The organism is Actinopolyspora sabaoui (assembly GCF_051225635.1).
Lineage (GTDB): Bacteria > Actinomycetota > Actinomycetes > Mycobacteriales > Pseudonocardiaceae > Actinopolyspora.
In genome coordinates this window covers 102,267-125,862 of the sequence record NZ_JBMIHH010000005.1, presented here as the reverse complement: position 1 = coordinate 125,862, position 23,596 = coordinate 102,267, and the positions used below count along the sequence as shown (strand labels likewise).

Annotated in this window: 21 protein-coding genes; 10 read left to right on the top strand and 11 right to left on the bottom strand. The window is 66.5% G+C overall.

Annotated features, from left to right (window positions below):
* Window positions 1-389 precede the first annotated feature (389 nt).
* A complete protein-coding gene (locus ACOQFL_RS10610) occupies window positions 390-2,411 on the bottom strand; it encodes a transglycosylase domain-containing protein (protein WP_435543963.1) in 2,022 nt (673 codons plus the stop codon).
* A gap of 507 nt (window positions 2,412-2,918) precedes the next feature.
* Between ACOQFL_RS10610 and ACOQFL_RS10605 the strand changes: the two genes are divergently transcribed.
* Window positions 2,919-3,299, top strand: a complete 381-nt coding sequence (locus ACOQFL_RS10605; RefSeq protein WP_435543962.1) for a hypothetical protein — start codon at window positions 2,919-2,921, stop codon at window positions 3,297-3,299.
* A 305-nt stretch (window positions 3,300-3,604) separates the two neighbouring features.
* On the opposite strand, the gene ACOQFL_RS10600 is transcribed toward ACOQFL_RS10605, so the two are convergent.
* From ACOQFL_RS10600 to ACOQFL_RS10590, 3 genes are all read right to left on the bottom strand, one after another.
* Window positions 3,605-4,114, bottom strand: a complete 510-nt coding sequence (locus ACOQFL_RS10600; RefSeq protein WP_435543961.1) for a hypothetical protein — start codon at window positions 4,112-4,114, stop codon at window positions 3,605-3,607.
* A 146-nt stretch (window positions 4,115-4,260) separates the two neighbouring features.
* Window positions 4,261-5,106 (bottom strand): DUF6319 family protein, encoded by an 846-nt coding sequence (locus ACOQFL_RS10595; protein ID WP_435543960.1) that lies wholly within the window; start codon window positions 5,104-5,106, stop codon window positions 4,261-4,263.
* A gap of 175 nt (window positions 5,107-5,281) precedes the next feature.
* On the bottom strand, window positions 5,282-6,778 hold the full coding sequence (locus tag ACOQFL_RS10590) for a flavin-containing monooxygenase (protein WP_435543959.1): 1,497 nt from the start codon (window positions 6,776-6,778) through the stop codon (window positions 5,282-5,284).
* 85 nt (window positions 6,779-6,863) lie between these two features.
* On the opposite strand from ACOQFL_RS10590, the gene ACOQFL_RS10585 reads away from it, so the two are divergent.
* Both ACOQFL_RS10585 and ACOQFL_RS10580 read left to right on the top strand, forming a co-directional pair.
* On the top strand, window positions 6,864-7,577 hold the full coding sequence (locus ACOQFL_RS10585) for a TetR/AcrR family transcriptional regulator (RefSeq protein WP_435543958.1): 714 nt from the start codon (window positions 6,864-6,866) through the stop codon (window positions 7,575-7,577).
* 147 nt (window positions 7,578-7,724) lie between these two features.
* Window positions 7,725-8,594: a hypothetical protein gene (locus tag ACOQFL_RS10580; RefSeq protein WP_435543957.1), complete on the top strand. Its 870-nt coding sequence runs from the start codon at window positions 7,725-7,727 to the stop codon at window positions 8,592-8,594.
* A gap of 159 nt (window positions 8,595-8,753) precedes the next feature.
* On the opposite strand, the gene ACOQFL_RS10575 is transcribed toward ACOQFL_RS10580, so the two are convergent.
* The 6 genes from ACOQFL_RS10575 to ACOQFL_RS10550 all read right to left on the bottom strand — a co-directional run bounded on the left by ACOQFL_RS10575 (window position 8,754) and on the right by ACOQFL_RS10550 (window position 18,371).
* Window positions 8,754-9,695 (bottom strand): DUF1996 domain-containing protein, encoded by a 942-nt coding sequence (locus ACOQFL_RS10575; protein ID WP_435543956.1) that lies wholly within the window; start codon window positions 9,693-9,695, stop codon window positions 8,754-8,756.
* A 529-nt stretch (window positions 9,696-10,224) separates the two neighbouring features.
* The gene (locus ACOQFL_RS10570; protein ID WP_435543955.1) at window positions 10,225-12,447 is read right to left on the bottom strand and encodes a 3-hydroxyacyl-CoA dehydrogenase NAD-binding domain-containing protein; all 2,223 of its coding nucleotides are present in this window, start codon (window positions 12,445-12,447) and stop codon (window positions 10,225-10,227) included.
* A gap of 136 nt (window positions 12,448-12,583) precedes the next feature.
* A complete protein-coding gene (locus ACOQFL_RS10565; protein WP_435543954.1) occupies window positions 12,584-13,801 on the bottom strand; it encodes an acetyl-CoA C-acetyltransferase in 1,218 nt (405 codons plus the stop codon).
* A 181-nt stretch (window positions 13,802-13,982) separates the two neighbouring features.
* Entirely contained in the window at window positions 13,983-15,317 is a 1,335-nt protein-coding gene (locus ACOQFL_RS10560) for a (Fe-S)-binding protein (RefSeq protein WP_435543953.1), read from the bottom strand.
* Between the two features lie 244 nt (window positions 15,318-15,561).
* Window positions 15,562-16,848, bottom strand: coding sequence for an FAD-binding oxidoreductase (locus ACOQFL_RS10555; RefSeq protein ID WP_435543952.1), 1,287 nt, complete (start codon window positions 16,846-16,848; stop codon window positions 15,562-15,564).
* Window positions 16,848-18,371, bottom strand: a complete 1,524-nt coding sequence (locus tag ACOQFL_RS10550; RefSeq protein ID WP_435543951.1) for an FAD-linked oxidase C-terminal domain-containing protein — start codon at window positions 18,369-18,371, stop codon at window positions 16,848-16,850. Before ACOQFL_RS10550 ends, ACOQFL_RS10555 begins: the two co-directional genes overlap by 1 nt.
* A 229-nt stretch (window positions 18,372-18,600) precedes the next feature.
* On the opposite strand from ACOQFL_RS10550, the gene ACOQFL_RS10545 reads away from it, so the two are divergent.
* From ACOQFL_RS10545 to ACOQFL_RS10515, 7 genes are all read left to right on the top strand, one after another.
* Entirely contained in the window at window positions 18,601-18,777 is a 177-nt protein-coding gene (locus ACOQFL_RS10545; RefSeq protein ID WP_435543950.1) for a YbaB/EbfC family nucleoid-associated protein, read from the top strand.
* A gap of 6 nt (window positions 18,778-18,783) precedes the next feature.
* The gene (locus tag ACOQFL_RS10540) at window positions 18,784-19,101 is read left to right on the top strand and encodes a hypothetical protein (RefSeq protein ID WP_435543949.1); all 318 of its coding nucleotides are present in this window, start codon (window positions 18,784-18,786) and stop codon (window positions 19,099-19,101) included.
* 7 nt (window positions 19,102-19,108) lie between these two features.
* Entirely contained in the window at window positions 19,109-20,251 is a 1,143-nt protein-coding gene (locus ACOQFL_RS10535) for a WXG100 family type VII secretion target (RefSeq protein ID WP_435543948.1), read from the top strand.
* Window positions 20,252-20,289: 38 nt separating this feature from the next.
* Window positions 20,290-20,805, top strand: a complete 516-nt coding sequence (locus ACOQFL_RS10530; RefSeq protein ID WP_435543947.1) for a hypothetical protein — start codon at window positions 20,290-20,292, stop codon at window positions 20,803-20,805.
* A gap of 22 nt (window positions 20,806-20,827) precedes the next feature.
* On the top strand, window positions 20,828-21,589 hold the full coding sequence (locus ACOQFL_RS10525) for a hypothetical protein (protein WP_435543946.1): 762 nt from the start codon (window positions 20,828-20,830) through the stop codon (window positions 21,587-21,589).
* Window positions 21,590-21,606: 17 nt separating this feature from the next.
* A complete protein-coding gene (locus ACOQFL_RS10520) occupies window positions 21,607-22,278 on the top strand; it encodes a hypothetical protein (protein WP_435543945.1) in 672 nt (223 codons plus the stop codon).
* A 70-nt stretch (window positions 22,279-22,348) separates the two neighbouring features.
* The gene (locus ACOQFL_RS10515) at window positions 22,349-22,702 is read left to right on the top strand and encodes a hypothetical protein (protein ID WP_435543944.1); all 354 of its coding nucleotides are present in this window, start codon (window positions 22,349-22,351) and stop codon (window positions 22,700-22,702) included.
* 6 nt (window positions 22,703-22,708) lie between these two features.
* Here the strand turns inward: ACOQFL_RS10515 and ACOQFL_RS10510 are convergent, their stop codons facing one another.
* Window positions 22,709-23,593 carry an oxygenase MpaB family protein gene (locus ACOQFL_RS10510; protein WP_435543943.1) on the bottom strand — a complete coding sequence of 295 codons (885 nt, stop codon included), beginning with the start codon at window positions 23,591-23,593 and terminating at the stop codon, window positions 22,709-22,711.
* Window positions 23,594-23,596 lie beyond the last annotated feature (3 nt).

The following is a 23,596-nucleotide window of genomic DNA, read 5'->3' as shown; positions in this document are numbered from 1 at the left end:
GCGGCCGCATTCCGAAACGCCCCCGAGAGCAGCATCTTCGCTGATCCGTCCGGAGCAGCGAAAAGACCCGACGACCCAAAAAGAGAAAAAACGGGAATTCCACCCGAGCACGAGACCATCCCGGAAAGAACGCGGGTGGCGGGTACCCGGCCGTCGAACCGGGCCGTCGAAGAGGGAGCCGGTGCGGCCGGGTGGGTGCTGCCGGACTCAGGGAATAGGCGTCACGAGCCACCTCGCTCGTCGAGGACGACCGACAGTGGTGGCCGTGACTCCCCGTTGGCAACGGCTGGAATCACGGCCACCTCTCCCGGCTCCCTCGGCGGTTCCCGGACCGACCATCCATCGGGAATCGATCATCGATCACGGAGGCGGGAACCGGACGAGCGTAATCAGAACTTGGGCAGCTGTTTGACTGGAAGGCCCTCGTGCACCGTGTTCATGGCCGGATAGAACGTCCGCGCCGGGATGGTGCCACCGTAGAGGTTGCCGCCCGTGTCGCTGCACTGGTAGGGCGCCGCACTGCCGTTGACGCAGATGCCCTCGTAGGGCGGGCCGTCGGTGTAGGTCATCACGGCGCCCGCCATCTGCGGCGTGGCGCCGACGAGCACCGCGGACTGGTAGTACTGCGTGGTTCCCGTCTTGGCCATGAGCGGCCTGCTCCAGCCCGCGGCCTCGGCGGCGGCGTGCGAGGTACCGCCTGCCTTGTGGTCGTCGGAGAGCCCCTGCGCCAAACCGTGCGCGGTGCGCGGTGCGACGACCTGTGAACAGGGTTGCTCGTTGACCTGGACCGGATTGCCGTCGCGATCGGTGATCGACTCCACCGGGGTGGGTGGGCACCACTTGCCGTGACTGGCGATGGTGGCCATGACGTTGGACAGCTCCAGCACGCTCACCGGCGTGACACCGAGGGTGAACGAGCCCTGCCTGCTCTGCTTGATGTCCTTTGCCTTGGTGATCTTCTTGTCCGTGGCGGACTCCCCGTCGGCATCCACCTTCCGAGTGAGACTGTGGCGCAGCCCCAGTTTCTTAGCCACGTCCACGGCGTTGTTCAGTCCGACTCGCTCCAGCAGCCAGACGAACCCGGTGTTCGGGGAGGTGGCCAGCGCGTCCCGCAGGCTTCTGCTTCCGGAGGAGACGCCCTCGGCGTTGTGCACGGTCCACTGCTGCCCGTGGCCGAACTGGTGCGTCGTGTAAGCGGACGGAACCGGAATCGTGTCGTTCGGGCTCCACCCCTGCTGGATCGCCGCGGCGGCGGTGAAGATCTTGAATACCGAGCCGGAGCCGTAGGGAATCACTTCGGTGGTGATGTTGTAGGCCGTCTGGCCCTTGCTGGCGTCGTTGCCGTAGTCGCGGTTGGCGACCAGTGCCCGGACCTTGTGGCTGTTCTGGCCCGGTTCCACGATCGCCATCGGGTTGGCGATGTTGTCGGAGTTCTTGGGGACCTGCGCCTCGGCCGCCTTCTTCGCCGACTTGGTGGCCTCGGGATCCATCGTGGTCCGGATGGTGTAGCCGCCGTTCTCCAGCTCCTTGTCGCTGAAACCGGCCTCGTTGAGGTAGTCCCGCAGGTAGGAGCAGAAGAATCCGTTTGTGGCGCTGCCACCCGCGCTCACGCAGCTGCTCGGCGGCCGACCCAGTGGGGACAGCACCCCCAGCGGCTGCTGCTTGGCACGCTCGGCGTCCTCCTTGGTGATCCGGAAGTTGTTGTTCGGCTGGGCCATCCGGTCGATGACCTCGTTGCGCCGTTCCCGCGCCGCGTCCGGATTGCTGTTCGGATTGAGCGCGCCGGGCGCGTTGACGATCGCTGCCAGCAACGCGGCCTGCTGAATGTTCAGCTGGTCCGAGCTGACCCCGAAGTAGGTCTGGGCGGCGGCCCCGACCCCGAACGTCTGGTTGCCGAACGGCACCACGTTCAGGTAGGAGGTGAGGATCTCGTCCTTGCTCATGGTGCGTTCCAGCTCCACCGCCAACCGTGCCTCGCGCAGCTTGCGGGCGATGGTGGTGGCCTGGGCGTCGTGCCGCTCGACCTTGTTGTCGGCCGCCACGTGCACCAGGTAGTTCTTCACGTACTGCTGCGTGATCGTGGAGGCACCCTCCTGCACGGAGCCACTGCTGATGTTGGTGGCCAACGCGCGCATGGTGCCCTGCCAGTCGACACCGTTGTGGTCCCAGAACCGCTTGTCCTCGATCGCGGTGATAGCCGAACGCATGGTGTCGGCGATCTCGTCGGAGGAGGTGGGGATCCGGTAATCGTCGTAGAAGTGGGCGATCGGATCGCCGTTGCGGTCGAGCACGTCGGTGGTCAGCGGCATTCGCGCCTTCTCCAGCGAATCCGACATCCGGGACATGGCCGAGGTCGTCTCGTTGACCATCGCCCCGGCACCGATGGCGGCGGGCAGCATCAGACTCGCCACCAGCACACCTGAGAGCACACAAAGACCGAAGAGTTTTAACAGCACGCCGCCGCGCCGCACGCAAGCCCCAATCACACTCGTGTCCACCGAGCAGAGCATCGACATCGGGCCCCGAAGAACATGCCGCGTTCCAACGGCGCTGGTAGGTCCGGAACCCGCGAGGGAAACGTGGCGCCGGGTCGGACCGGGCACCGATCCCGGATCCCCCGTCGTCGCTCGCTTACTTGATATCACACCGCACCTCGTCGGTAACCGGGTTCCATTGGAAAAAGTGGACTTCACCGGGGAAAACCACTCGAACGCAGGCGTCCGGGTGAGTGATGTCACCGAAAAGCAACCGAAATCACGTGACGACGCACGGTAATCCACGAAGACCGTGGCACGAACCGAAACGCCGTTCCTCAGCACTGATGGGCCTCGCGAGAACGAGCCCGAAACGGAACGACTCACACCGATTCACTCACACATCGCGAACACAGTGGATACCCGAATGGTTACACTGGGCGAATGACCGATCCCTTCCTGGACTCCATCGCGGCGGCACTGGCCGGGCAGGCCGCGGCGGCACTCGGCAGCGCCGGCTCCACGGCGCTGGCGAAGGTGTGGGAGCTCGTACGAGGCAAGTCCGAAGCGGACCCGCGAACCGAGGCAGCGCTGGAAGCCGCCGAGGACCGTCCCGCCGATCACCCGAAGGTCACCGCGCTGGCCGAACGGCTCGAACAGCTGGAACACGACGATCCCGAGTTCGGCGCGCGGTTGCGCGAGGCGGGTGACCCCGTGCATCAGCAGCTGCGGGCCACCGGCAACCGGACGGTCAACCAGTTCAACGGCAACGCGCACAACGTGGTGCAGGGAGAATCATTCGACCGGATCGAGTTCAATGGGTGACGATATCTACCGCGAACCTTGTGCGCGTGGTCGATTAGCCGTCACGTGAGTCGGCGCCTTGCTGTGTTGGGCCGGCTCTTGAGTAGCGACCTACGCGGCGAGCGGCCCGGCCTCGCAATGCATCCGACTCACGCACCGGGGTTCCCTGCGCTGCCTCGCTCGCGGTCGCGTGCCGAGGGGACCCGCGTTTTCGCGAGAGCCGCACCCGAGAACCCGCGGCGGTGCGGCGCCGATTGCGAGGGCGGTGGGAGTTCGCCCTGCGTCGATGGCGCGGTGATTTCGCGGGAAATTGACGCCGCCCGGGATCAGCGACGACGCGACTCGGCGGCGTTGAGTTCGGCGAGGTAGCGGTTGTACTCGGCGAGCTGCGGATCCTCCTCCTCGGTGACCGAGGGAGCGCGCTCCGGAACCGGGGAACGTCTCGGGCGCTCGGGAGCGCTGTCCTCGGCGGTGCGTCTCGGGACACCCGCACGGGACGATGCCGCCTCGTCCGATTCCTCGCCCCCGGAGCCACCGGTATCGACGGAGGTGCCGGCATCGGGACCGGACAGCTCCGGATCCATGACCGGCTCGACCGTCTCCTCGCCCTCGCTGTCGAGCGAGATCCGGATCACCTGGTACCACAGGAACAGGGCGAACGCTCCGAACAACGGCCACTGCAGTGCGTACCCGAGGTTCTGGAAGCTGCCCCCCGCGTCGTGGGCACGTTCCCACTGCCACCAGCCCAGCCAACCGGAGGCGACGACGGCGGCGAGAAACACCAGGTGCAGCAGCACCCAGCCCGGCGAAAGCAGACGGCCCTTCACGTCCCCCATTGTAGGTTCGAGTGCACGTCGCCGCCGCGAATGCCCGGCCACGAGTCAGGCTTCCCGCCGGGAACCCCACCACCGAGTCGGCGTACGACGTGACCGCGCGGCGTGTGCGCGCACAACACTCGCCGCGCGTCGCGCGAGCCGCGCCGTCACCCGATACCGAGTTCCTCCAGCCTGCGCTGGGCCTCCTCGAGCTCGCGCTGCAGCTGTTCCACCCTGGCGCGCTGGTGTTCCCGCTCGGCCTCCAGCAGTGGCTCCACCGCTTGCGCGACGTCGTCGTGCAGCGCTTTCGCGGCCTGCCCCACGGCCGAGGCGGGAACGTCGGTCGGGCGCAGCACCCGTTTCCTGCCGTTGCTGACCTCAACGCTCCAATGCCCGTCCTCACCGGCGGTGAGAATGATGGTCGCGCCCGCCGGACGACGCGAGGAGTTGTTCTTGGCCGCACTTCCGCTCGTCCGGGAAGTACCGTTGCGCTTGGAACCGCTCGATTCGGCCTTGTTCGACTGCTCCCCGGCGCTCGAGGAGGACGCCGAACCACCGGACCGTTTCGACGTCCCGGCGGTGTCGGTGCCACGTTCGGTCATTCCGGAGTCCTTCGCGGTGTTCGTCGTACCGCCCGGATCACCCGCGCCCGAGGACTCGGACGCGGTTTTCATCGGTTCGGAGACCGAGGCCGTCGGCTCGGCGGAGGCAGCGGGCTGGGCCGCCTCGGCGCCCTTCTTCTTGGCGGCCCGGCCGGTCTCCTTGCGCTTCGGCGCCGGCTTGTCCAGGGTCACCTCGGCCGCGGAGAAGGACAGCACATCCTTGGACCCTGCCGGTTTCACCTGCAGGAACTCTCCTTCCGCGGGCTCATCCATGGCGACGACCTTGCCGGAGCGCCCGGCGTCGACACCGACCGCCGAACCGGTGAACCACACGGTGGGTGTGGTTCCGTTGTCCAGTTCCTCACGAAGGCCGCTGATCTGTTCGGAGGACAGCGCACGGGCCTCGGACATTTACGCTCCCGAGTGGACAACGGCAGCCGCCCGCCTCGCCGCTCGGCGTATCGGACACCGGTCGTACCCGCGCGGAAACCGCGGGAGCCGCTCCGACGCGCGGCGGTCGGGAGGCTTGCCGGGATGGGCTCACACGACCTGACCGCCGCAGCTTATCGAACGTCCGTGCGAATCCTCAACGCGCCCCGGCGCGTTGGAGCTCGTAGTCCTTCGGGTCGGCCTTGCGGGTCTGCCACCAGTAGTTCCAGGTGAAACCCGGCCAGAGAGTGCGGTTGACCCCGTTGGCGTCCAGGTACCAGCTCTGGCAACCGCCATCCGACCACACCGCACCGGCGAGGTGCGACTGGATCCGCTCGTTGAACTCGTCCTGGGCCGACTGGCGCACGTCGGCCTGGGTGAACTCGCCCCGCAGCAGCGGGCGCAGGATGCTGAGCACGTAGTTGATCTGCGACTCGATCATGAACACCACCGAGTTGTGCCCCAGCCCGGTGTTCGGCCCGAGCAGGAAGTACAGGTTGGGGAAGCCCGAGACCGTAATCCCCTTGTGCGCCTCCATCCCGTCCTTCCACGCGTCCCGCAGCTTGCGGCCACCCCTGCCGACGATCTCCAGGTGGTCGAACGCGTCGGTGACGTGGAAGCCGGTGCCGAAGACGATCGCGTCCACGGGGTGTTCGACCCCCTGACCGTCGACCACCGAGTTCTCGCGCACCTCGGTCACCCCGCTGGTATTGAGTTCCACATTGGACCGGTTCAGGGCGGGGTAGAAGTCGCTGGAGAGCAGGATTCGCTTGCACCCCATCGAGTAGTCCGGGGTGACCGCCTCACGGATGCGCTCGTCGTGCACCTGCTTGCGGATGAACCGCTTGGCCAACCACTGCGAGACACGCTGCAGTCTGGGCTCGCGCAGCACGGCCACCGAACGGATCTCCAGCGTCATGTAGATGGCGAACCGCACGGCGCGCTGCAGGAAGGGAACGCGGCGGAAGGCGCGACGCAGCTTCGCCGGGATCGGGCGGTCCGGCTTCGGCTGGATCCACGGCGGGGTGCGCTGGAAAAGGTTCAGCTTCCCAGCTTGCTCGGCGACCCGCGGCACGAACTGGATCGCGCTGGCTCCCGTCCCCACCACCGCGACCCGTTTGCCGGTCAGGTCGTAGTCGTGGTTCCAGTCGGCCGAGTGAAAGGCCTCGCCCTGGAACCGCTCCAGACCGGGCAGGTCCGGATAGTTCGGGATGTGCAGTGCGCCCACCCCGGAGACCAACGCCCTGCCCACGTACTCGGTGCCGTCGGCGGTGGAGACGTGCCAGCGGTGTGCCTGCTCGTCCCACTCCGCGCCGGTGAACTCCACCCCGTAGTGGATGTGCTTGTCGATGTCGTACTTCTCGGCGCAATGGCGCAGGTAATGCTCGATCTCGCCCTGCTCGGCGAACATCCTCGACCATTCGGGATTCTGTTCGAAGGAGAACGAGTACATCAGCGAGGGGACGTCACAGGCGCACCCTGGGTAGGTGTTGTCCCGCCAGGTCCCACCGAGGTCCCGGGACTTCTCCAGCAGGACGAAGTCCTCCACACCCTCGGTCTTCAACCGGATGGCGGTGCCCAATCCCGAGAAACCGCTACCGACGATGACGACGGAGGCGTCGTACCTGTGTTGTTCCCGCGGTTCGTTACCCATCCCCCGGTACCTCCCGAACGAAGCGACGTGAGCTTACCAATCAGTAGGTTACTACGAGTAGGTTACTTGCGGTAGGGTGGATTTCGTGGAGATCGCACAGCGAGCGGGCTCGGGCCGCAAACGGATGTCGAGGGCCGAACGGGAGCAGCAGATCCTGGGGATCGCGGAGGAAGTGTTCGCCGAACGCGGCTACCAGGCTGCGGCCATGGACGACATCGCGCAGCGCGTCGGCCTGTCCAAACCGATGCTGTACGAGTACTTCGGTTCCAAGGAAGGACTGCTGCTGGCCTGTCTGGAGCGGGCCAAACGCGAACTGCTGGAGTGCACGTCCGCCGCGGCGGCCAACGCCGAGAGCCCCGAGCAGCTGCTGCACGACGGACTGCTGGCCTTCTTCCGGTTCGGCGAGGACCACAAACAGTCCTGGGCGCTGCTGCGCAACGAATCGGCCGTGCCCGGTATGGAGCTGGGCACCGAACTGGAGGGGATCCGCAGACAGCAGGTGGGTTTCACCTCGGACATGCTGCGCATGTCGCTGCCGGAGACCGACGAGTACCGCATGGAGGCCTTCGCCGAGGCCATCATCGGGGCCTGCGAGCGCATGGCGCTGTGGCGGGAGGACCACCCGGAAGTCACCCCGGAGATGGCCACCGAGCACCTGATGGCGCTGATCGGCCCGAGCCTGTCCGGCGAGGCGCGCTCGTTCACCGAGCAGGCATCTTCCGATCAGGGTTCCTCCGAACCACGACCGCCCGAACGAACGCCCCGGACTTCGGAGTCGTCTTCACACGATCAGGGGTAGCAAAAACTCAGGCCTCAAGCTCCGGGGCTGCCCTTCCGATGCGATCGCGTAGGTCGATTGTCGCGTGTACGCGCGGCCTCCGAAAGGACGACGCGCCCGGCGTGTCACGACCCACGCCCGTGAACTCGGATTCAAGGAGTACTGATCTTGCGCCCCTGGACCACGCGCACGTTGAACGCTGTTGTTGTGGCCGCGGGGTTCGCCGCAGCCGGAACGGGAGCGGCGGCCGCCGACTCCCCCGAAGCAACGACGCCGGACCTCACCAAGCCGGACCTTTCCCAGGTTCCCGACGAGATCGACTTCACCGCCCCGCTGGACACCTGCAAGAACCCGGGCGGTGTCCCCGGACGGGAGAAGCTGCCCTGCGCTGACACCTCGCTGCGAACGAACACCCCCAACCTCGTCAAGGAGGTGGGCGCCGAGATCAACAGGCTCGGCCACGGTGTCGCCAACGAGGTCCGCGACGACGAACCGACACTGCAGTCGGGTGAGGCGACCAGGCTGCTCGGTCAGGTGGCTACCACCACCGCACGAGCCCAGCAGTGGACCAAGACCCGGCCGGAGGTCGGGGTCAACGTTCGGCCCGACCACACCGGTGTGCTGCGGGAGAAGACCGATGACGCCGAGTTGCTCGACGCCGAGGTCGGGCCGCGCGGCGAGAACCACGAAGGTATGTCCACGCTGGACACAGCTGTGGATGCCACGGTCGCCCAGGGCTACGACACCGAGCCGCTGACCAACCCGGTCGGGGCGGTGGGCAAGGTGGCCGAGAACAACCCGTTGCAGACCTCCGGCAAGCCGGTCGAACTGCCCGAGGTGGGACACGTGGTTCCCGCGACGAAGCAGGTCCCGACGGTTCGAAGGCTGGATGACAACCCGGCCGGAGCGGTGCGGGACGCGGCCACCGGCCTGGTTCGGAACCCTTCGGAAACGCTGGCAATGGGCAAGGGAACCAGCCTCAACGAGGGCCGGACCCTTCCCGTCGGTGAGGTGCTCCGCAACGCGGCACTGAACTGACCGACGCTCGGGCGCGGGGTTTCTTCTCCCGCGCCCGAGCTGTGCGGGCTCCCTTCGAACCACACGGGGCAACCGGAACCACACGGGCGGCCGTGAATCACCCAGCGGTGGTGGCGACGAGCACCGCGACGACCGAACCCGCACCGCCGGCCGAGTTCCTCACGAGACGTCGGGGCGTCCGGGAAGCCGGTAGTTCTCCCCGAGCGCCGCACCTCGGTCCGGCTTGTACTGGTCGAAGCCGCGGGGGTCGCACTGCAGGCCGCCGTTGATGCAGTGGCTCACCAACGCCTCCAGAGTCGGCGGGTCCCAGGCGTTGATGAAGTCGTAGTGCCAGGAGTAGCCCTCACCGCTGGCAAGCCGGACATCGGACATGTCCCCGTCCACGGGGAAAGCCATCTTGAACTCGAGCATCGGCACCGCGACCGGATGCGTGTCCGGACAGACACCGTCCACCGGGTAGGACATGTGGCTGCGATGGTCAGGTGAGTCGAGGTGCACCCCGTCCCAGCAGCTGGGCGCCTGGAAACGGATATTGAGCTGACTGCCCTCCGGACAACTACTGGCGGGAAAATTCCAGTTGTGCGTGTCGTTACCGCACTCCCAACCCTCCACCGCGCCGGGCGAATTCCGGAACTCCTCCTCGGTGTTGGCTGGATCGCCCGCTATGAAACGCAGTCCCCGCGGGAAGGGCTGAACGCTCTGGTAGTCGATTATTCCGGATTTGTAGTAGATCACCCGCTTTCCGATGGGTTCGATCGGCTCGTCGTTCTTGTAGAGCGTCGGGAACCAGTAAGCGGAGAGATCGTCCGGATTGAGGCAGGTGGTCGACCCGACTCCGGCGGCCGACAGCGATTCCGTCGTGGAGTCGGCGTCGGTGCCGGTGTTGCCCAGGAATGTGTGGTCGTGCGAGGCCCCGGACTCACCGGGGAAGACGATGGGGTCGTCCTTGGCACGATGGGAGAACGAGCAGTTTACCTGGAACTCGTGATGAGTGACCAGCGGCGCGGCGGTCGACTCCGCCTGCGGTGCCGCGGCGAGCAGCGCCGCTGCGACAACCGTGGCGGCCCCACCGCACAGGGGCTTCATGACAGTGCGTAACACGGATCCTCCCGGGGAACGGAACAATCGCGTCCCCGAAAGCGGCACACGAAAGCGCGAATCCGGCCACGAACCCGGCGATCGCTCGTGTTGCCCGTTCGGGAACGCTGCCGCAAAAGATTGCGCAACGCGAGTCGCCCGTGTCAACCGAATGATCGTATTCACGAACGAGCCGAAATTTCTTTCCCCTGCTTTCCCACCGGGAAAGGATTGTTCAGCACCACCGGAATACGGGAAATTTGCTCCCCGGGGATCAACGGCGTTGCTCCACCCGGATCCAATCCTGCTTTCTCACCCCGACAACGGCCGGAGACGCGGGAGCGGGAGGCGGAAGCGAAGTGAGCGGGTGCCTCCTCCCGCCCAGGGAGGCACCCGCTCACGTCTCGTTGAAGTTTTCCGGTCGGGTTATCGGGACGCTCGCTCGGCGAACCCGCGGGTGGTCGAGTTGGTGATGTGGCCCCGATGGTCCGGAACCGGAAGGACTCACACCCAACGGAAACACGACGGGAAAACATCAGCGACAGAGGCGGAATCAGGCCGCCGCCGCGGCCACGATCTCCTTGTCCGGTTCCCCGATCTCGAAGACCTCACCGGACTCCGCCTTAGCGACCAAGGAAGCGGGCGGCTCAAACCGGGCACCGTACTGTTCGGCCAGCTGCCGGGCACGCGCCACGAAACCACGCAGTCCGCCCTCGTAGCCGTTCATGTACTGCACCACGCCCCCGGTCCCGGCTGGGAAACCGATCCCGAAGATCGATCCGATGTTGGCGTCCGGCACGGAGGTGAGCACTCCCTCGTCCAGGCAGCGCACCGTTTCCAGTGCCTGCACGAACAACATGCGTTCCCGCAGGTCGTGCAGCGCGATCCGTTCCGGGTCGACCCCGCCCGCACCGAAGTGTTCGCCCAGTCCGCTCCACAGTCCCAGCCTGCTGCCGTCCTCGGAGTAATCGTAGAAACCGGCACCGGAGGAACGTCCCTTGCGACCGAACTCCTCGACCATCCGGTCCAAGATCGGGTCCGCCGGGTGGTCGCTCCAGCTGCCGCCCGCGGCCTCGACCGCCTTGCGCGTCTCGTCCCGGATCTTGCGGGGCAGCGTGAGGGTGAGTTCGTCGTACAGCTGCAGCACCGGGGCGGGGAAGCCCGCCTGCGAGGCGGCCTGCTCGATCGAGGCGGCGGGTATCCCCTCGCCCAACATCGCCACACCCTCGTTGAGGAAGGTGCCGATCACGCGGCTGGTGAAAAAGCCCCGGCTGTCCCGCACCACGATCGGTGTCTTGTTGATCTGGCGAACCACGTCGAAGGCCCTGGCCAGCGCACGGTCACTGGTGCGCTCACCGCGAATGATCTCGACCAGCGGCATCTTGTCCACCGGCGAGAAGAAGTGCAGCCCGATGAAGTCCTCCGGCCTGCTCGCGCCCTCCGCGAGGTCGCTGATCGGCAGTGTGGAGGTGTTCGAGGTGAGCAGCGCGTCGCTGTCGACGTACTGCTCGGCCTCGGCGTAGACCCGGTGCTTGACGTCGGGGTCCTCGAAGACCGCCTCGATGACGAGGTCGCAGCCCTCCAGCTGTTGGGCCTGGTCGGTGGCGGTGATCCTGGCGAGCACCCCGTCGCGTTCCCGCTCGGTGATCCTGCCCTTGTGCAGCGCCTTGTCCAACACCTTGGCCGAGTACTGCTTGCCCTTCTCAGCGGACTCGGCGGAGACGTCCTTGAGCACGACGTGCATTCCCGCCTTGGCGCAGACGTAGGCGATACCCGCCCCCATCATGCCGCCGCCGAGCACACCGACCTTCTCGGCCGACCACTGCGGCTGTCCGTCCGGCCTGCTGCCACCGGAGTTGATGTGTTCCAGGTCGAAGAAGAAGGCCTTGCTCATGTTCTTCGAGGTCTGCCCGCACATCAACTCGACGAAGTAGCGTCCCTCGATGGTGAAGGCGGTGTCCACATCGACCTGTGCGCCCTCCACCGCGGCGCAGAGGATGCTCTTGGGAGCGGGCAGATCGGCGCCCTTGAGCTGTTTGCGCACGTTGGCGGGGAACGCGGGCAGATTGGCCGCGAACTTCGGATCGGAGGGGGTGCCACCGGGAATCCGGAAACCCTTGCGGTCCCAGGGCTGGCTCGCCTCCGGGTTCTCCTTGATCCATTCTTTCGCGCGACGCAGCAGGTCGTCCCGGTCGTCGACGAGCTCGTCGATCAGCCCGATCTCGCGCGCCTTCTCCGGACGCAGCCGCTGGCCCTGCGTGAGCACTCCGAGCAGCGCGTCGGCTATGCCGAGCATCCGCACGGTACGGACGACACCGCCACCGCCCGGCAGCAGGCCCAGGCTCACCTCGGGAAACCCGAACCTGGCCTTGGGCGAGTCCAGCGCGACGCGGTGATGGCAGGCCAGCGCGATCTCCAGCCCACCACCGAGCGCCGTACCGTTGAGGGCGGCGACGACCGGCACACCGAGGGTTTCCAGCCTGCGGAGCTGTCCCTTGGCGGCGGTGCTGCTCTCGGCGGCACGTGTGACGTTCTCGGGTCGCGCCTTGATCAGCTCCCGCAGGTCACCACCGGCGAAGAAGGTGCTCTTGCCCGAGGTGAGGATCACCCCGCTGATGCTCTCGCGCTCGTTCTCCAGCCGCTGCACGGTTTGTTCCATGGAACGCAGATAGCGCTCGTTCATGGTGTTGGCCTGCTGCTCCGGGTCGTCGAGAGTGAGAACGACGACGCCGTCGGCGTCGGGACCCTCCCAGCGGATGGTGTTCTGTTCGCTCATTGATCCGTCCTTGGAAGCTGTTTTCGGAAGTCGGTCGGGTGGCCGGGGCGGATTGGGTGAACCGCGCGTCCCGGAATTCGCTCGAAGTGGCCGAATCGGCCGCGGCTCGGTGGTCGGGATCCGGCGGCTTCGGGTGCTACTCGGTCACTCGTTCGACGATCGTCGCGATTCCCATTCCACCGCCGATGCACAGCGTCGCCAGGCCGTAGCGTTGGCCGCGTCGTTCGAGTTCGTCGACGAGCGTGCCCAGGATCATCGCCCCGGTCGCGCCGAGCGGGTGTCCCATCGCGATCGCGCCACCGTTGACGTTGACCTTCTCGTGCGGGACGCCGAAGTCCTTCATGAACTTCAGCGGCACGGCCGCGAACGCTTCGTTGATCTCGACGAGGTCGATGTCGGAGATGTCGAGCTCCGCCTTGCCCAGCGCCTTGCGCACGGCGGGTCCCGGACCGGTGAGCATGATCGTCGGGTCCGCACCGCTGAGGGCCGCGGAGACGATCCGGGCACGCGGGCGCATCCCGCTGTGCTCGCCGAACCGCTCACCACCGATCAGTGTTAGCGCGGCGCCGTCGACGATGCCCGAGGAGTTGCCGGGCGTGTGCACGTGGTTGATCTTCTCGACCCAGTGGTACTTCTGCTGGGCGACGGCGTCGAAGCCCCCCATCTCGCCGATTCCGGCGAACGAGGGTTCCAGCCCGGACAGTCCCTCGACAGTGGTGTTGGGCCTGACGTGTTCGTCGCGCTCCAGTACGGTCATGCCGTTGCGGTCACTCACCCCGATGACGGATTCGGCGAAGCGGCCGTCGGCCCACGCCTTCGCGGCGCGGGTCTGCGACTCGGCGGCGAAGGCGTCGACCGTGTCCCGATCGAACCCCTCGAGGGTGGCGATCAGATCGGCGCCGATTCCCTGGGGGACGAAGGACGTTTCCAGGTTCGTCTCGGGGTCCATCGCCCAGGCTCCGCCGTCGGTGCCCATGGGCACGCGGGACATGGACTCGACGCCGCCCGCCAGCACGGCGTCCTCCCAACCGGAACGGACCTTCTGAGCGGCGGTGTTCACGGCTTCCAGCCCGGAGGCGCAGAACCGGTTGAGCTGCACACCGCTGACGGTTTCGGGAAGTCCTGCCGCGAGCGCTGCCGCCTTGGCGATATCACCGCCCTGGTCACCTACCGGTGTGACGACGCCGAGCACCAGGTCGTCGAGAACTTCCGGGTCCAGGTTGGGGTGACGGCGGCGCAGCTCCTCCACCAGCCCGACGACGAGGCTGATCGGCTTCGTCCCGTACAGCGCACCGGTTTTCTTGCCGCGACCGCGCGGGGTGCGGATCGCGTCGTAGACAAAGGCCTCGGACATGTGGGGGGTGCCTCCTCGTTGCGGCTTTCCTCCAGGGAGAGTGTGACACCAAGACTGTCACAGTCAATAGGATATATTCTTCCCGACTCGGCGGAGTGCTGCTCGCCACTCGAGGTCGCCGGCCCGCGGCGAGAGCCGGCGGGAGGTTCCGCCGAACGAGCGACTCGGCCGGAAACTTCGATCAGGCGGAGTCGTGCAGGAGTGACTCGACCGGACGGCCGCGGATGGCGGCGTCGAGCAGTTGCACCGTGTGTGCCATCGGCAGTCGGGTCCCCTTGGCGCGCAGCGCTGTCCGGATCTGCATCGAGCACCCCGGGTTGGCGGTCACCAACAGGTCGGCCCCGGTGTCGAGCACGTTCTCGGCCTTGCGCGCACCGAGCTCGGCCGCGGCTTCCGGACGCAGCAGGTTGTAGACCCCGGCCGACCCGCAGCACAGCTCGCCACGGTTGATCTCACGCAGTTCGAGTCCGGGAATCGTGCGCAGCAGTTCACGGGGTTGGGCACGGATACCCTGACCATGACTGAGGTGGCAGGCGTCGTGATAGGCGATCCGCACCGGCAGCGGACTCCGCGTCGCCACCGGCCCCAGTTCGACGAGCACCTCGGAGACGTCACGTACCCGCTCGGCGAATTCCGCCGCGCGCGGGGCGTACAGCGGGTCGTCCGCGAGCAGGCGCGGATACTCCTTCATCGCCGAACCACAACCCGCCGAGTTGACCACCACGTAGTCCACCCCGGCGGTGTCGAACGCGTCCAGGGTGGCCCGCGCGAACCGCTTGGCCTCCTGCTCGCGGCCGGAGTGCTCGCTCAACGCACCGCAGCACCCCTGGGCGGGCGGAATCACCACCTCGCACCCCTCGGCCGCGAGCACCCTCGCGGTCGCCGCGTTGACGTCCGGGAAGAAGGCGTGCTGCACACAGCCGGTGAGCATTCCCACGACGGCTCGGCGCGGGCCGGAGGCGGGCACCCGGGCGGGGAGCGACGCGGCGCGTTTTATCGGAGGCGCGAGCGACTCCATCGTGCGTACCTCGGCGGGCAGTCTGTTCAGCAGTCCGCTGCGTCGCAGCAGCGTCCCGATCCCGAGGCGCTGATACAACGCCAAGGGGCCGCGCAGCAGGCGCAGGCGGCGCCGGTGGGGAAAGAGCGCGAAGATCGCCGCGCGCCACCAGCGCTGCCACCTCCCACGAGGATGGTTACGTTCCACCTGCGCACGGGTCTGGCTGAGCAGCGTGCCGTACTGCACCCCGGAAGGACAGGCAGTCACGCAGGCCATGCAACCCAGGCAGTTGTCGAAGTGCTCGACCATGCTCCCCGAGAGGGGCTCCCCGTCGAGGCCCGCCTCCATCAGGTGAATGCGTCCGCGAGGCGAGTCCATCTCCTCGCCCCACAACTCGTAGGTGGGGCAAGAGGGCAGACAGAATCCACAGTGCACACAGTCGTCGATCAGTCCCCGCTCGGGCGGATTGAACACGTCGAACGCGCCGTCCGGACCGGAACGCTCCGAGCCCTCACTCATCACTGCCCCCTGGTCAGCTATCTACTGTAGACGCCGTGGTGTCGAACCACCGCTCCCGCACTCCCGCAGGCCAAACTCCCCCCACTCCCGCCGTCGGGCACCGCCGCGGGTTCTCTCGGGTGGTGCTCGTGAGGAAGGCCCGACGTGGCGTAGGCCGCTACTCGAGGTCGGGCACCCGGAGCGAGCGCCGCCCGAGAGGTTCCGCCGAGCGACCACCCACGGCGACCGAGCCGACAGTGCGACATCAGAGGCCTCCCACGAAACACCCGGGTGCTAGCCGGTACTCCGGGTCGAACTGCTCCTTGACCCGGCGCAGCAGGTTGAACACTCCCGGCTCCGGGGTCTCCCACGGGTCGACCAGCTCCAGTACCGCCACCGGCGCGCGCAGCACTGTGGTGTGACCGTGCAACCGAGCGGTCGCGGACCGCAACCGGGATATCGCATCACCGGTCCGGGCGGCTCCGGCTTCGGCCGGAACACCACCGAACAGCACTCCGGCGCCGGCCGAGCCGCGCACGGCCAGCGAAACCCCGGCCTCTCGTGCCGACCGTTCGGCGTGCTCCAGCAGCGACACGAGCTCGGCCTGCTCCGCGGCGAGGCGCAGACCGGTGTCCGTGTGGGAATCGAACGGATACTCGCCCCACCACGAGGGCGCGGCGCGTTCGACCCCGGCGGTGACGTCCAGTTCGGTCCCGAGCCGCTCGGCCAGCTCCCGAGCACGTTGCTCGGTCGCGCCCGGCATGCCCTCCAACTGCGCGCAGACCTCGAAGGGGGCCTCGGGATCCGGCCGGTCGAGCTCGATTCCGGTGGGCGCGGCCTGCGAGGAACGCAGCGAACGCACGGCTGCCGCTGCCGCCTCGGCATGGGGCACACGCAGCTTCACCCACCGATACTCGGCTGCCAACGGGTGCAGCCGAAAGGTCGTCTCGGCGATCACGCCGAGGGTGCCGTAGGAACCGGTGTAGAGCTTGCCGAGGTCGTATCCGGCGACGTTCTTGACCACCTTGCCGCCGGAAGCGGTGATCTCACCGTCGGCGCGAACCACCCGGACACCGAGGAGCAGGTCCCGCACCGTGCCGAACAGCTGACGGCAGGGGCCCGCGGCGGCGGTGGCGACGATTCCGCCGAGAGTGGCGCCGGGCAACGGGTGTTCCACGGACAGCTGCTGCCCCGCCGCCGCGACGGCTCGCCGGACTTGGGAGAGCGGGGTGCCTGCCGTGGCACGCAACACCAGGTCCCCGGCTGCGTGCTCCAGCACGGCCGCGGTGCCCGAGGTGTCGAGAACCAGGTCCACGCCGCTGGGCGCGGCCCCCCAGTCCAGCTTGCTGCCTCCACCGCGCGGCACCACCCGCAGCCGGTGCGCGGCGGCCACGCGCAGTACCTCCGAGATCTGCTCCGTGCTGTTCACCCGCGCCACCCAGCGCGGGAGCACTCCCCGCACCGCGTCGGCCTCCGTGGCGTCGTGCAGGTCCTCGGTGGCCAACACGTCCGTCAGTTCGCTGCGTGCGGAGTCCACGGTCCGAGAAGTCATCAGAATTCTTCCGCCAATCCGGCCTCGGCGAGTGGATGCGCGCCGCGTCGCGGTCCCGGCACCTCGCCACAGAGCCGGGGAGTCGGGAAGACCTTGCCGGGGTTGCACACCCCGACCGGATCGAACGCGCAGCGCACGTACTGCATGGTTTCCAGGTCCCGCGGGGTGAACATGCGACCCATGTAACGGACCTTGTCCGCTCCGACGCCGTGCTCACCGGTTATGGAGCCACCGTGCTCGACGCACAGGTCCAGGATCGCGCCGGAGACCTCCTCGGCCCGCTCGGACGCACCGGGGACGGAGCTGTCGAACAGCACCAAGGGGTGCAGGTTTCCGTCCCCCGCGTGGAAGACGTTGGCCACCCGAACCCCGGAGCGTGCCGACAACTCCGAGATCCGGCGCAGCACCTCGGGAAGCGCCGTCCGGGGAATCACCCCGTCCTGCACGATGTAGTCGGGGCTGATCCGCCCCACAGCGGCGAAGGCGGACTTGCGGCCCTTCCAGATCAGGGCCCGTTCGGCTTCGTCGGCCGCGCTCCGGATCTCGAAGGCGCCGTGCTCGGTGCAGTACTTCCGCACCTCGGCGAAGGTGTGCTCCACCTCGGCTTCGGGACCGTCCAGCTCCACGATGAGCACCGCCCCGGCACCTTCGGGATAGCCGCACCGCACAGCCTGTTCCGCGGCGGCGATGGAGAGTTCGTCCATCATTTCGATGGCCGCGGGGGTGACTCCGGCGGCGATGATGGCCGATACCGCCTCCCCTGCCTCGTCGGTGGAGGAGAACCCGGCCAGCAGGGTTCGAACCCTCTCCGGTTGCCGCAGCAGTCGCACGGTGATCGAGGTGACCACCCCCAGCGTTCCCTCACTGCCGACGAAGGCGCCGAGCAGGTCGTAGCCGGGTGCGTCCCTGGCGGGTCCGCCCAGTTCGACGGTCGCCCCGTCCGGGGTCACCACGGTCATCGACAACACGTGATTGGTGGTGAAGCCGTACTTCAGGCAGTGCGCTCCCCCGGAGTTCTCGGCCACGTTGCCGCCCACCGAGCAGACCTGCTGACTGGAGGGGTCCGGGGCGAAGTAGTAGCCGTAGGGCGCGGCGGCCTTGGTGACGTCGAGGTTGATCACACCCGGCTCGACGACGGCCCGTTCGTTGTCGATGTCGATCTCCAGGATGCGGCGCATCCTGGAGGTGACCACCAGCACCCCGTCGGAGCGGGGCAGCGCTCCCGCCGAGAGCCCGGTGCCGGAGCCGCGCGCCACGAAGGGCACCCCGTGCTCGGAGCAGGTCGCCACCGTCGCGGCCACCTGCTCGGCGTCGTCCGGCAACACCACCACGGCGGGAACCGAGCGGTGCGAGGAGAGACCGTCGCACTCGTAGGTGCGCAGCTTCTGTCGATCGGTGATCACCGCCCCGGCGGGCAACAGCGCACGCAGCCGCGCGACGCACCCCTCGACATCCGGTGGGCTCGTACCCTCGCGCGACGGGAGCGTCGTCTCCCCTTGCCGGGGGATATCGGTCGCGGACATCGGCGAACTCCTCACCTGGCCGTGCAACACGGAGCGCCCCTGGCAGTGGCGTGACGTGGACCATAGATCCGCGTTGACATCGACCACAACAGATCAACCGGGTGTGTTCGAAACCACAATGAGAGTCTACGCGTAGTCACCGCCCGCTGATTTTGTGAACAGGGCACGAAATCCCGCACGAGCGCGATAAGGTCCGCCACGGACGAAATCGATCTTTCGGGGGAACATCGTGGACGTTTCGGAACGCATCCAGCGGATGATGTCCGACTTCGAGCAGCAGGCCGCCAAAGCCGCCGAGGTCAAGGACCAAATGAGCGAACTGCGCGGAACGGCACGCAGCAAGGACGGCACGATCGAGGTCACGGTCGCTCCCTCGGGAGCGGTGCTGGATCTGCGGCTCGAATAGGGCGCCGTGCGGCAGTCCCACACCGCGCTGCAACAGTCCCTGTTGGACACCATCCGGCAGGCGACCCAGGATGCCGCCGCGCGGATGGACGAGACGGTGCAGCCGCTCCTCGGCGACCGGGCGGAGCAGTTCAAGCAGGCGTTCAACTCGCACGGCGCGCAGCCGGTGACCCCGGAGTCGGGTGGTGACGCGGCCGGAGACGGAACGGGCACCGCGTCCACGGGTTCGGCGAGCACTACACGAGGCGCCTCCGGCGCGGGCTACAGCCGCCCGGATCGGGATGACGAGGACGACGACCTCTCCGACGGTTCTTTTCTGAGGTGATGTGCCGATGTCCGGGAAACTGAGGATCCAGACCGAGGCGCTCTACGCCTACCGTGACGGTTCGCAACAGGTCGCGGGACATCTGGAACAACTTTCCGAGGTGATCGAGCAGGCCAGGGTCAGCCATGACTGCTTCGGACCGATCGGCTACATGCTGGCGCGGGGCTATTTCAACTCACTGCAGGAATGCCGCGATTCGGCTTCGAAAGCCAGCCGGTTCATGAATGACACCGGCGAGGCCGTCGCCGAGTGCGCCCAGAGCTACACCGAAACGGACGAGGCCGAGTCCGGCAAGATCGCCAAGATCGACCTGAGCGCCATGCGTGCGGGTGGCTCCGGGCCGGGTGGTCTGTCCGATGTGAACAGTGCGGGTGCGGACGAGGCACGCGGCGAGATGGAGCAGATCGCGGGCTACGGCAGTTCCTGGGCCTCGGCTTCGCAGAGTCTGGCGCGGGCCAGTGATCCGCCGAGCATCGCGATCGCCACGGTCAACGCGCGTTCCGAGCAGCTCAACGCGCTGACCAGCCCGGGGCAGGCGTTCGTGGACAACGGGCTGGGCTTTCTCATCTCGATCGTGATCAGCCCGCTGGTGGAGCTGATCCTGGAACCGGCCGTGGGCGATCCGGCGCAGATGCGCAGCACCGGCAAGGGGTGGGCCGAGGTCGCGGACTGGGTGGATCGGCTCGCCGAACACGAGGGTGAGCGTGCGCAGGCTACCGAGCCCGTCTGGGAAGGACAGGCCGCGGCAGCCTTCCGCGAGCAGATGGACGAGTTCGTCTCGGGAGCCAAGGCCCTGGCCACCGACATCCGGGGGATGAAGGAATCGCTCGACCTGGCGGCGGACCTGTTCGACGCGTTCGTGGAGATGTGCATCGACATCATCCAGGAACTGGTGATCGGGCTGATCGTCGAGTGGCTGGCGGCGCTGGCCGCTTCCTGGATCACCGCGGGCGCTTCGGTTGGCGCGGCCTCCGGGATGACCGCCGCGCAGGTCGCCATAACCGGCACTCGGCTGGGCAGCAAGGTCGCCAACCTGTTCCACAAGCTCAGGCCCATCGTCACCAAACTCGAGGACCTGCTGCAGAGCCTGCGCAAGGGGCCGTTGAACGAGCTCGTGGAGAAGATGAACACCTCCGCAACGGGAACATGATCCAACGGTGGGCGGGACGTCAGCTGGACTCGAACCCGGTGACGAAGCTCGTTACTCGGGGTGCCGACAACGCCACCGAAGTTCGCAACGCGAAGACGGCGTTGGCGGATGCCAAGGAAAGATTCGCCAACAGCAGGTCGCTTCCCGAAGAGCAGCAAAGACTACTACGGCAAGAAGTACAAGACGCACAAAGACGCTACGACGAGATCAACACCGCCTCGACCACTCCGAACCGGTTCATGAAGGATCGGGACGCGGCTCCGGAGACCAGTTACAAGAACGACGGCACTGTTCGGACGTCCTGGACCGGCAGCATCAAGACATATCAGCCCGGTGTGCAGGGTGAGCAGGCCTCCGCAGCCAACATCGCCCAGGCAGGACTCAACGCGGCCGGATTGACCGGTGAAGCACGGTTCACCAGCGCAGTGGGGCATCAGGGTATGGACGCGGTAGTCAGCGAGGGTGTCGAGCAAGGAGTCAAGCAGGGGTACGACGAGACCACCGAACACACCTACGAGCAGCGCCAGGCCGCGCAGGAACGCGGCTTCACCTGATTCCTTCGAGGAAGGAGACCAAATGGGTTTGGACTCTCCACTGCCCAGATCGCTGGAGGCACGCGCCACCTGGTGCCACCCCGACGAGGCTATCCGCTGGGTGTTCGCACAGCGATCGGTCCGCTACGACGTGGCGGGACTCGACCCCACCGGCAGCCCACTGCCCGGCTGGGGAAAACGACTCGGCCAGGGACTCAAACAAGCCGCCGGGAGCGCCGGTATGGCCGTGCTGGGAGCGGGGCTCTCGATAGCGACCGGCGAGATCCCGGGACGTGACAACGGAACCAACGGCCCCGCACCGAGCGTGCCCGACTTCCCGAACGTCACCGTGTTCGGAGCGGAGCCGGAAAGTGAGGCCGCGCGTCTGCTGTCGCAGCAGGAGCTGGCACGGCTGATGGGCAACGACAGCATCAATCTGGACAAGCTGGCAGGCGACTGGATCCTCACCTCCCGGCGACTGGCGCTCCTGGTTCCGGAGGGCGGCTTCACGCAGCGGTCCGGAGCCACGGGGCTGGTAAGCGGTGCGGTGTCATGGGCGAGCAAGAACGTGCGCAAGTACGGCGACAACGAGGCGAGCAAGCCGTTGGAACCGAACACGCTGACCAGCTTCCTGGAAATTCCCCGTTCCTCGATTACCGGTTTCGACACCGCGGACAGGTCCGCGGGCAGCGAGGAGAACACACGGACCGAGCGGTGCTTCCGGATAACGCTGCGGGACGGATCAGGTTTCGACCTCCACAAGCCGGACCCTGCGGTACAACAACTGACCGAAATGACCAGCTGACCTCAATAATTGGAATCATGAGCAACAGAAAACTGACAAAAGAAGTAGATTTCATACTCGAATGGGACAAAGCTGTCACCGAAAATTGGGCCGATGCAGACGAAAACGTTGGCCTGGTGAAGCCAATAAAACCCTCCCACGCCGCTTCAATTATCAATGGTGAAACACGCACACCACATTCCCCGCTCGGACATACCCCCGAAGTCAAACTTGATACCCCCCACTGGCCGCTTCCCTCAAAGGCGACCTCAGAGGGAAGCTTGCCCGAGGACGAGTGGGCTGACGATCCCACGATCGGCCACTGGGCCATGGCTGCAACCCCGGAGGACGAAGCGATAAGACTACTGGATCACATTTGCGTGGCTCACGAAGGATCCGCCTTGGCCGTAACCGATAAACGCATTGCAGTAGTAATCGAATCGCATTTACTAAAAACAAAATCAAAAAACGAAAATACAACGAATGGGAACCTACTCAACAAGGCTCGCCGCTTCGCGCGCCCCACACAAGAATCCACCGAAAAAATAAATAGCAAAGACACCACTGTATCCATATTGACCTTGTATGAAATCAAAATGGAAAAAGTTGAAAAAACACAGCCACTCCCCCTTGGAAAGCAAATCCCAAAACGAAGGTTCTATGTAGTCGACTTCGCCGATGGTTCACGTTTTTGCCACGCAACAGAATAAAGTGAAAATCGCGAAGATCGAACCATTTTTCCTGTTCAAAAGACCGACAGATCCCGAAGCGGTAGAAATCATGGTAAAAGTCAAGACGAACGATCCGAGGCGTCGCAAGGACAGGTCGGCCCCCTTCTGCGTCGTCACCGGTGTCCTCTTCGTGGCCTGCGTGGCCACCGGAACCGCTATCGGGGAGCTGGGCCTCGACTACGGCACGAGCAGCGCCACCTGGTCACCGGTGTTCAACACCACGCTGGTGGCAGCGTGGGTGTTCGACCTGCTGTTCCTGATCGGCTACCTGAACGCGGGCGAGATCTCGGGAAACACCGACAACATCCTCGCCAACCTCGCCAAGGGCCTGCTCAAGGTGGTCATGATCCTGTTCGGGGGCGCCTACCTGCTCATCATGCCGCTCAACCTGATCGCGATCTGACAGGGCTCACCGGTCCGGCAGCGCCCCGAGGTCGCCGAGCCGGTAACCGTTCGGATAGCCGGGGTAGCTGAGTTTCCTGCCGCGCCCCAGCCTGCTGACCTGCCGCGCGGGGCGCAGGCGCTCGGCCGCCCCGTGCAGCCGCAGCGCGGCGGTGACCGCGCTCGTCTCCCAGCGTTTCGGCTCCGGAAAGCCGAACGCCGTGCGCATCGCCGGTTCCAGCCCGGCGATGAAGCCGCGACGGGCGATTCCCCGCAACGGCTTCGGGAACCAGGCGCAGACCATCGCGAGGTTGTAGCGGCCGACGTCGCGGTTGCTCTCGGCGTATTTGAAGTGCTCGACCTCGTAGTCGCGGTTGAACCGGTCGAACTCCTCGTAGCCGGGAATCCCGCGTATTCCCATCCGAACACCGATCTGGTGGTAGTGCCAGTACGCCGCTGTGCGCTCGTGGTCGCTCATGGGCCGCCAACCGTAGGCGTCGATCCACCTGATCGGTTCGTAGATGAAGGTGGACAGCACGTAGAGCATGTCGTCGTTGCTGATGTCGTAGCGGCCGTGCATCCGGTTGACCATGCGCAGCGCCTGCTTGCCCCGCTGCGAGTCGTAACCGTGCCTGCCCATCTCCTCCATCAGGATCGAGGTGTCGTCGTAGCGCTGCTGGGCTCTGCACTCGAACTCTCCGGTCTTTTGCAGCAGTTCGGAGATGCTGGGCACACAGAAGGTGCGGAACAGCGCGAGTTCCAGCGCCCGCGTGTAGTCCCAGGGGAACTCCAACCCGGCCGATATCCGGTAGACCAGCGTGTGTTCGCGTTCCGGATCCAGCCGTCGGATCAGCCGCAGCCGTGCGTACTTGCCCAACGGATCGAACCCGCGTTCACCAACGGTACGGGACACCGA

Excerpts from the sequence above, each read along its gene's own strand:
- ACOQFL_RS10605 (WP_435543962.1), top strand. The coding sequence starts at position 2,919 with ATGACCGATCCCTTCCTGGACTCCATCGCGGCGGCACTGGCCGGGCAG.
- ACOQFL_RS10600 (WP_435543961.1), bottom strand. The coding sequence starts at position 4,114 with ATGGGGGACGTGAAGGGCCGTCTGCTTTCGCCGGGCTGGGTGCTGCTG.
- ACOQFL_RS10595 (WP_435543960.1), bottom strand. The coding sequence starts at position 5,106 with ATGTCCGAGGCCCGTGCGCTGTCCTCCGAACAGATCAGCGGCCTTCGT.
- ACOQFL_RS10590 (WP_435543959.1), bottom strand. The coding sequence starts at position 6,778 with ATGGGTAACGAACCGCGGGAACAACACAGGTACGACGCCTCCGTCGTC.
- ACOQFL_RS10570 (WP_435543955.1), bottom strand. The coding sequence starts at position 12,447 with ATGAGCGAACAGAACACCATCCGCTGGGAGGGTCCCGACGCCGACGGC.
- ACOQFL_RS10565 (WP_435543954.1), bottom strand. The coding sequence starts at position 13,801 with ATGTCCGAGGCCTTTGTCTACGACGCGATCCGCACCCCGCGCGGTCGC.
- ACOQFL_RS10560 (WP_435543953.1), bottom strand. The coding sequence starts at position 15,317 with ATGAGTGAGGGCTCGGAGCGTTCCGGTCCGGACGGCGCGTTCGACGTG.
- ACOQFL_RS10555 (WP_435543952.1), bottom strand. The coding sequence starts at position 16,848 with ATGACTTCTCGGACCGTGGACTCCGCACGCAGCGAACTGACGGACGTG.
- ACOQFL_RS10550 (WP_435543951.1), bottom strand. The coding sequence starts at position 18,371 with ATGTCCGCGACCGATATCCCCCGGCAAGGGGAGACGACGCTCCCGTCG.
- ACOQFL_RS10535 (WP_435543948.1), top strand. The coding sequence starts at position 19,109 with ATGTCCGGGAAACTGAGGATCCAGACCGAGGCGCTCTACGCCTACCGT.
- ACOQFL_RS10525 (WP_435543946.1), top strand. The coding sequence starts at position 20,828 with ATGGGTTTGGACTCTCCACTGCCCAGATCGCTGGAGGCACGCGCCACC.
- ACOQFL_RS10520 (WP_435543945.1), top strand. The coding sequence starts at position 21,607 with ATGAGCAACAGAAAACTGACAAAAGAAGTAGATTTCATACTCGAATGG.
- ACOQFL_RS10515 (WP_435543944.1), top strand. The coding sequence starts at position 22,349 with ATGGTAAAAGTCAAGACGAACGATCCGAGGCGTCGCAAGGACAGGTCG.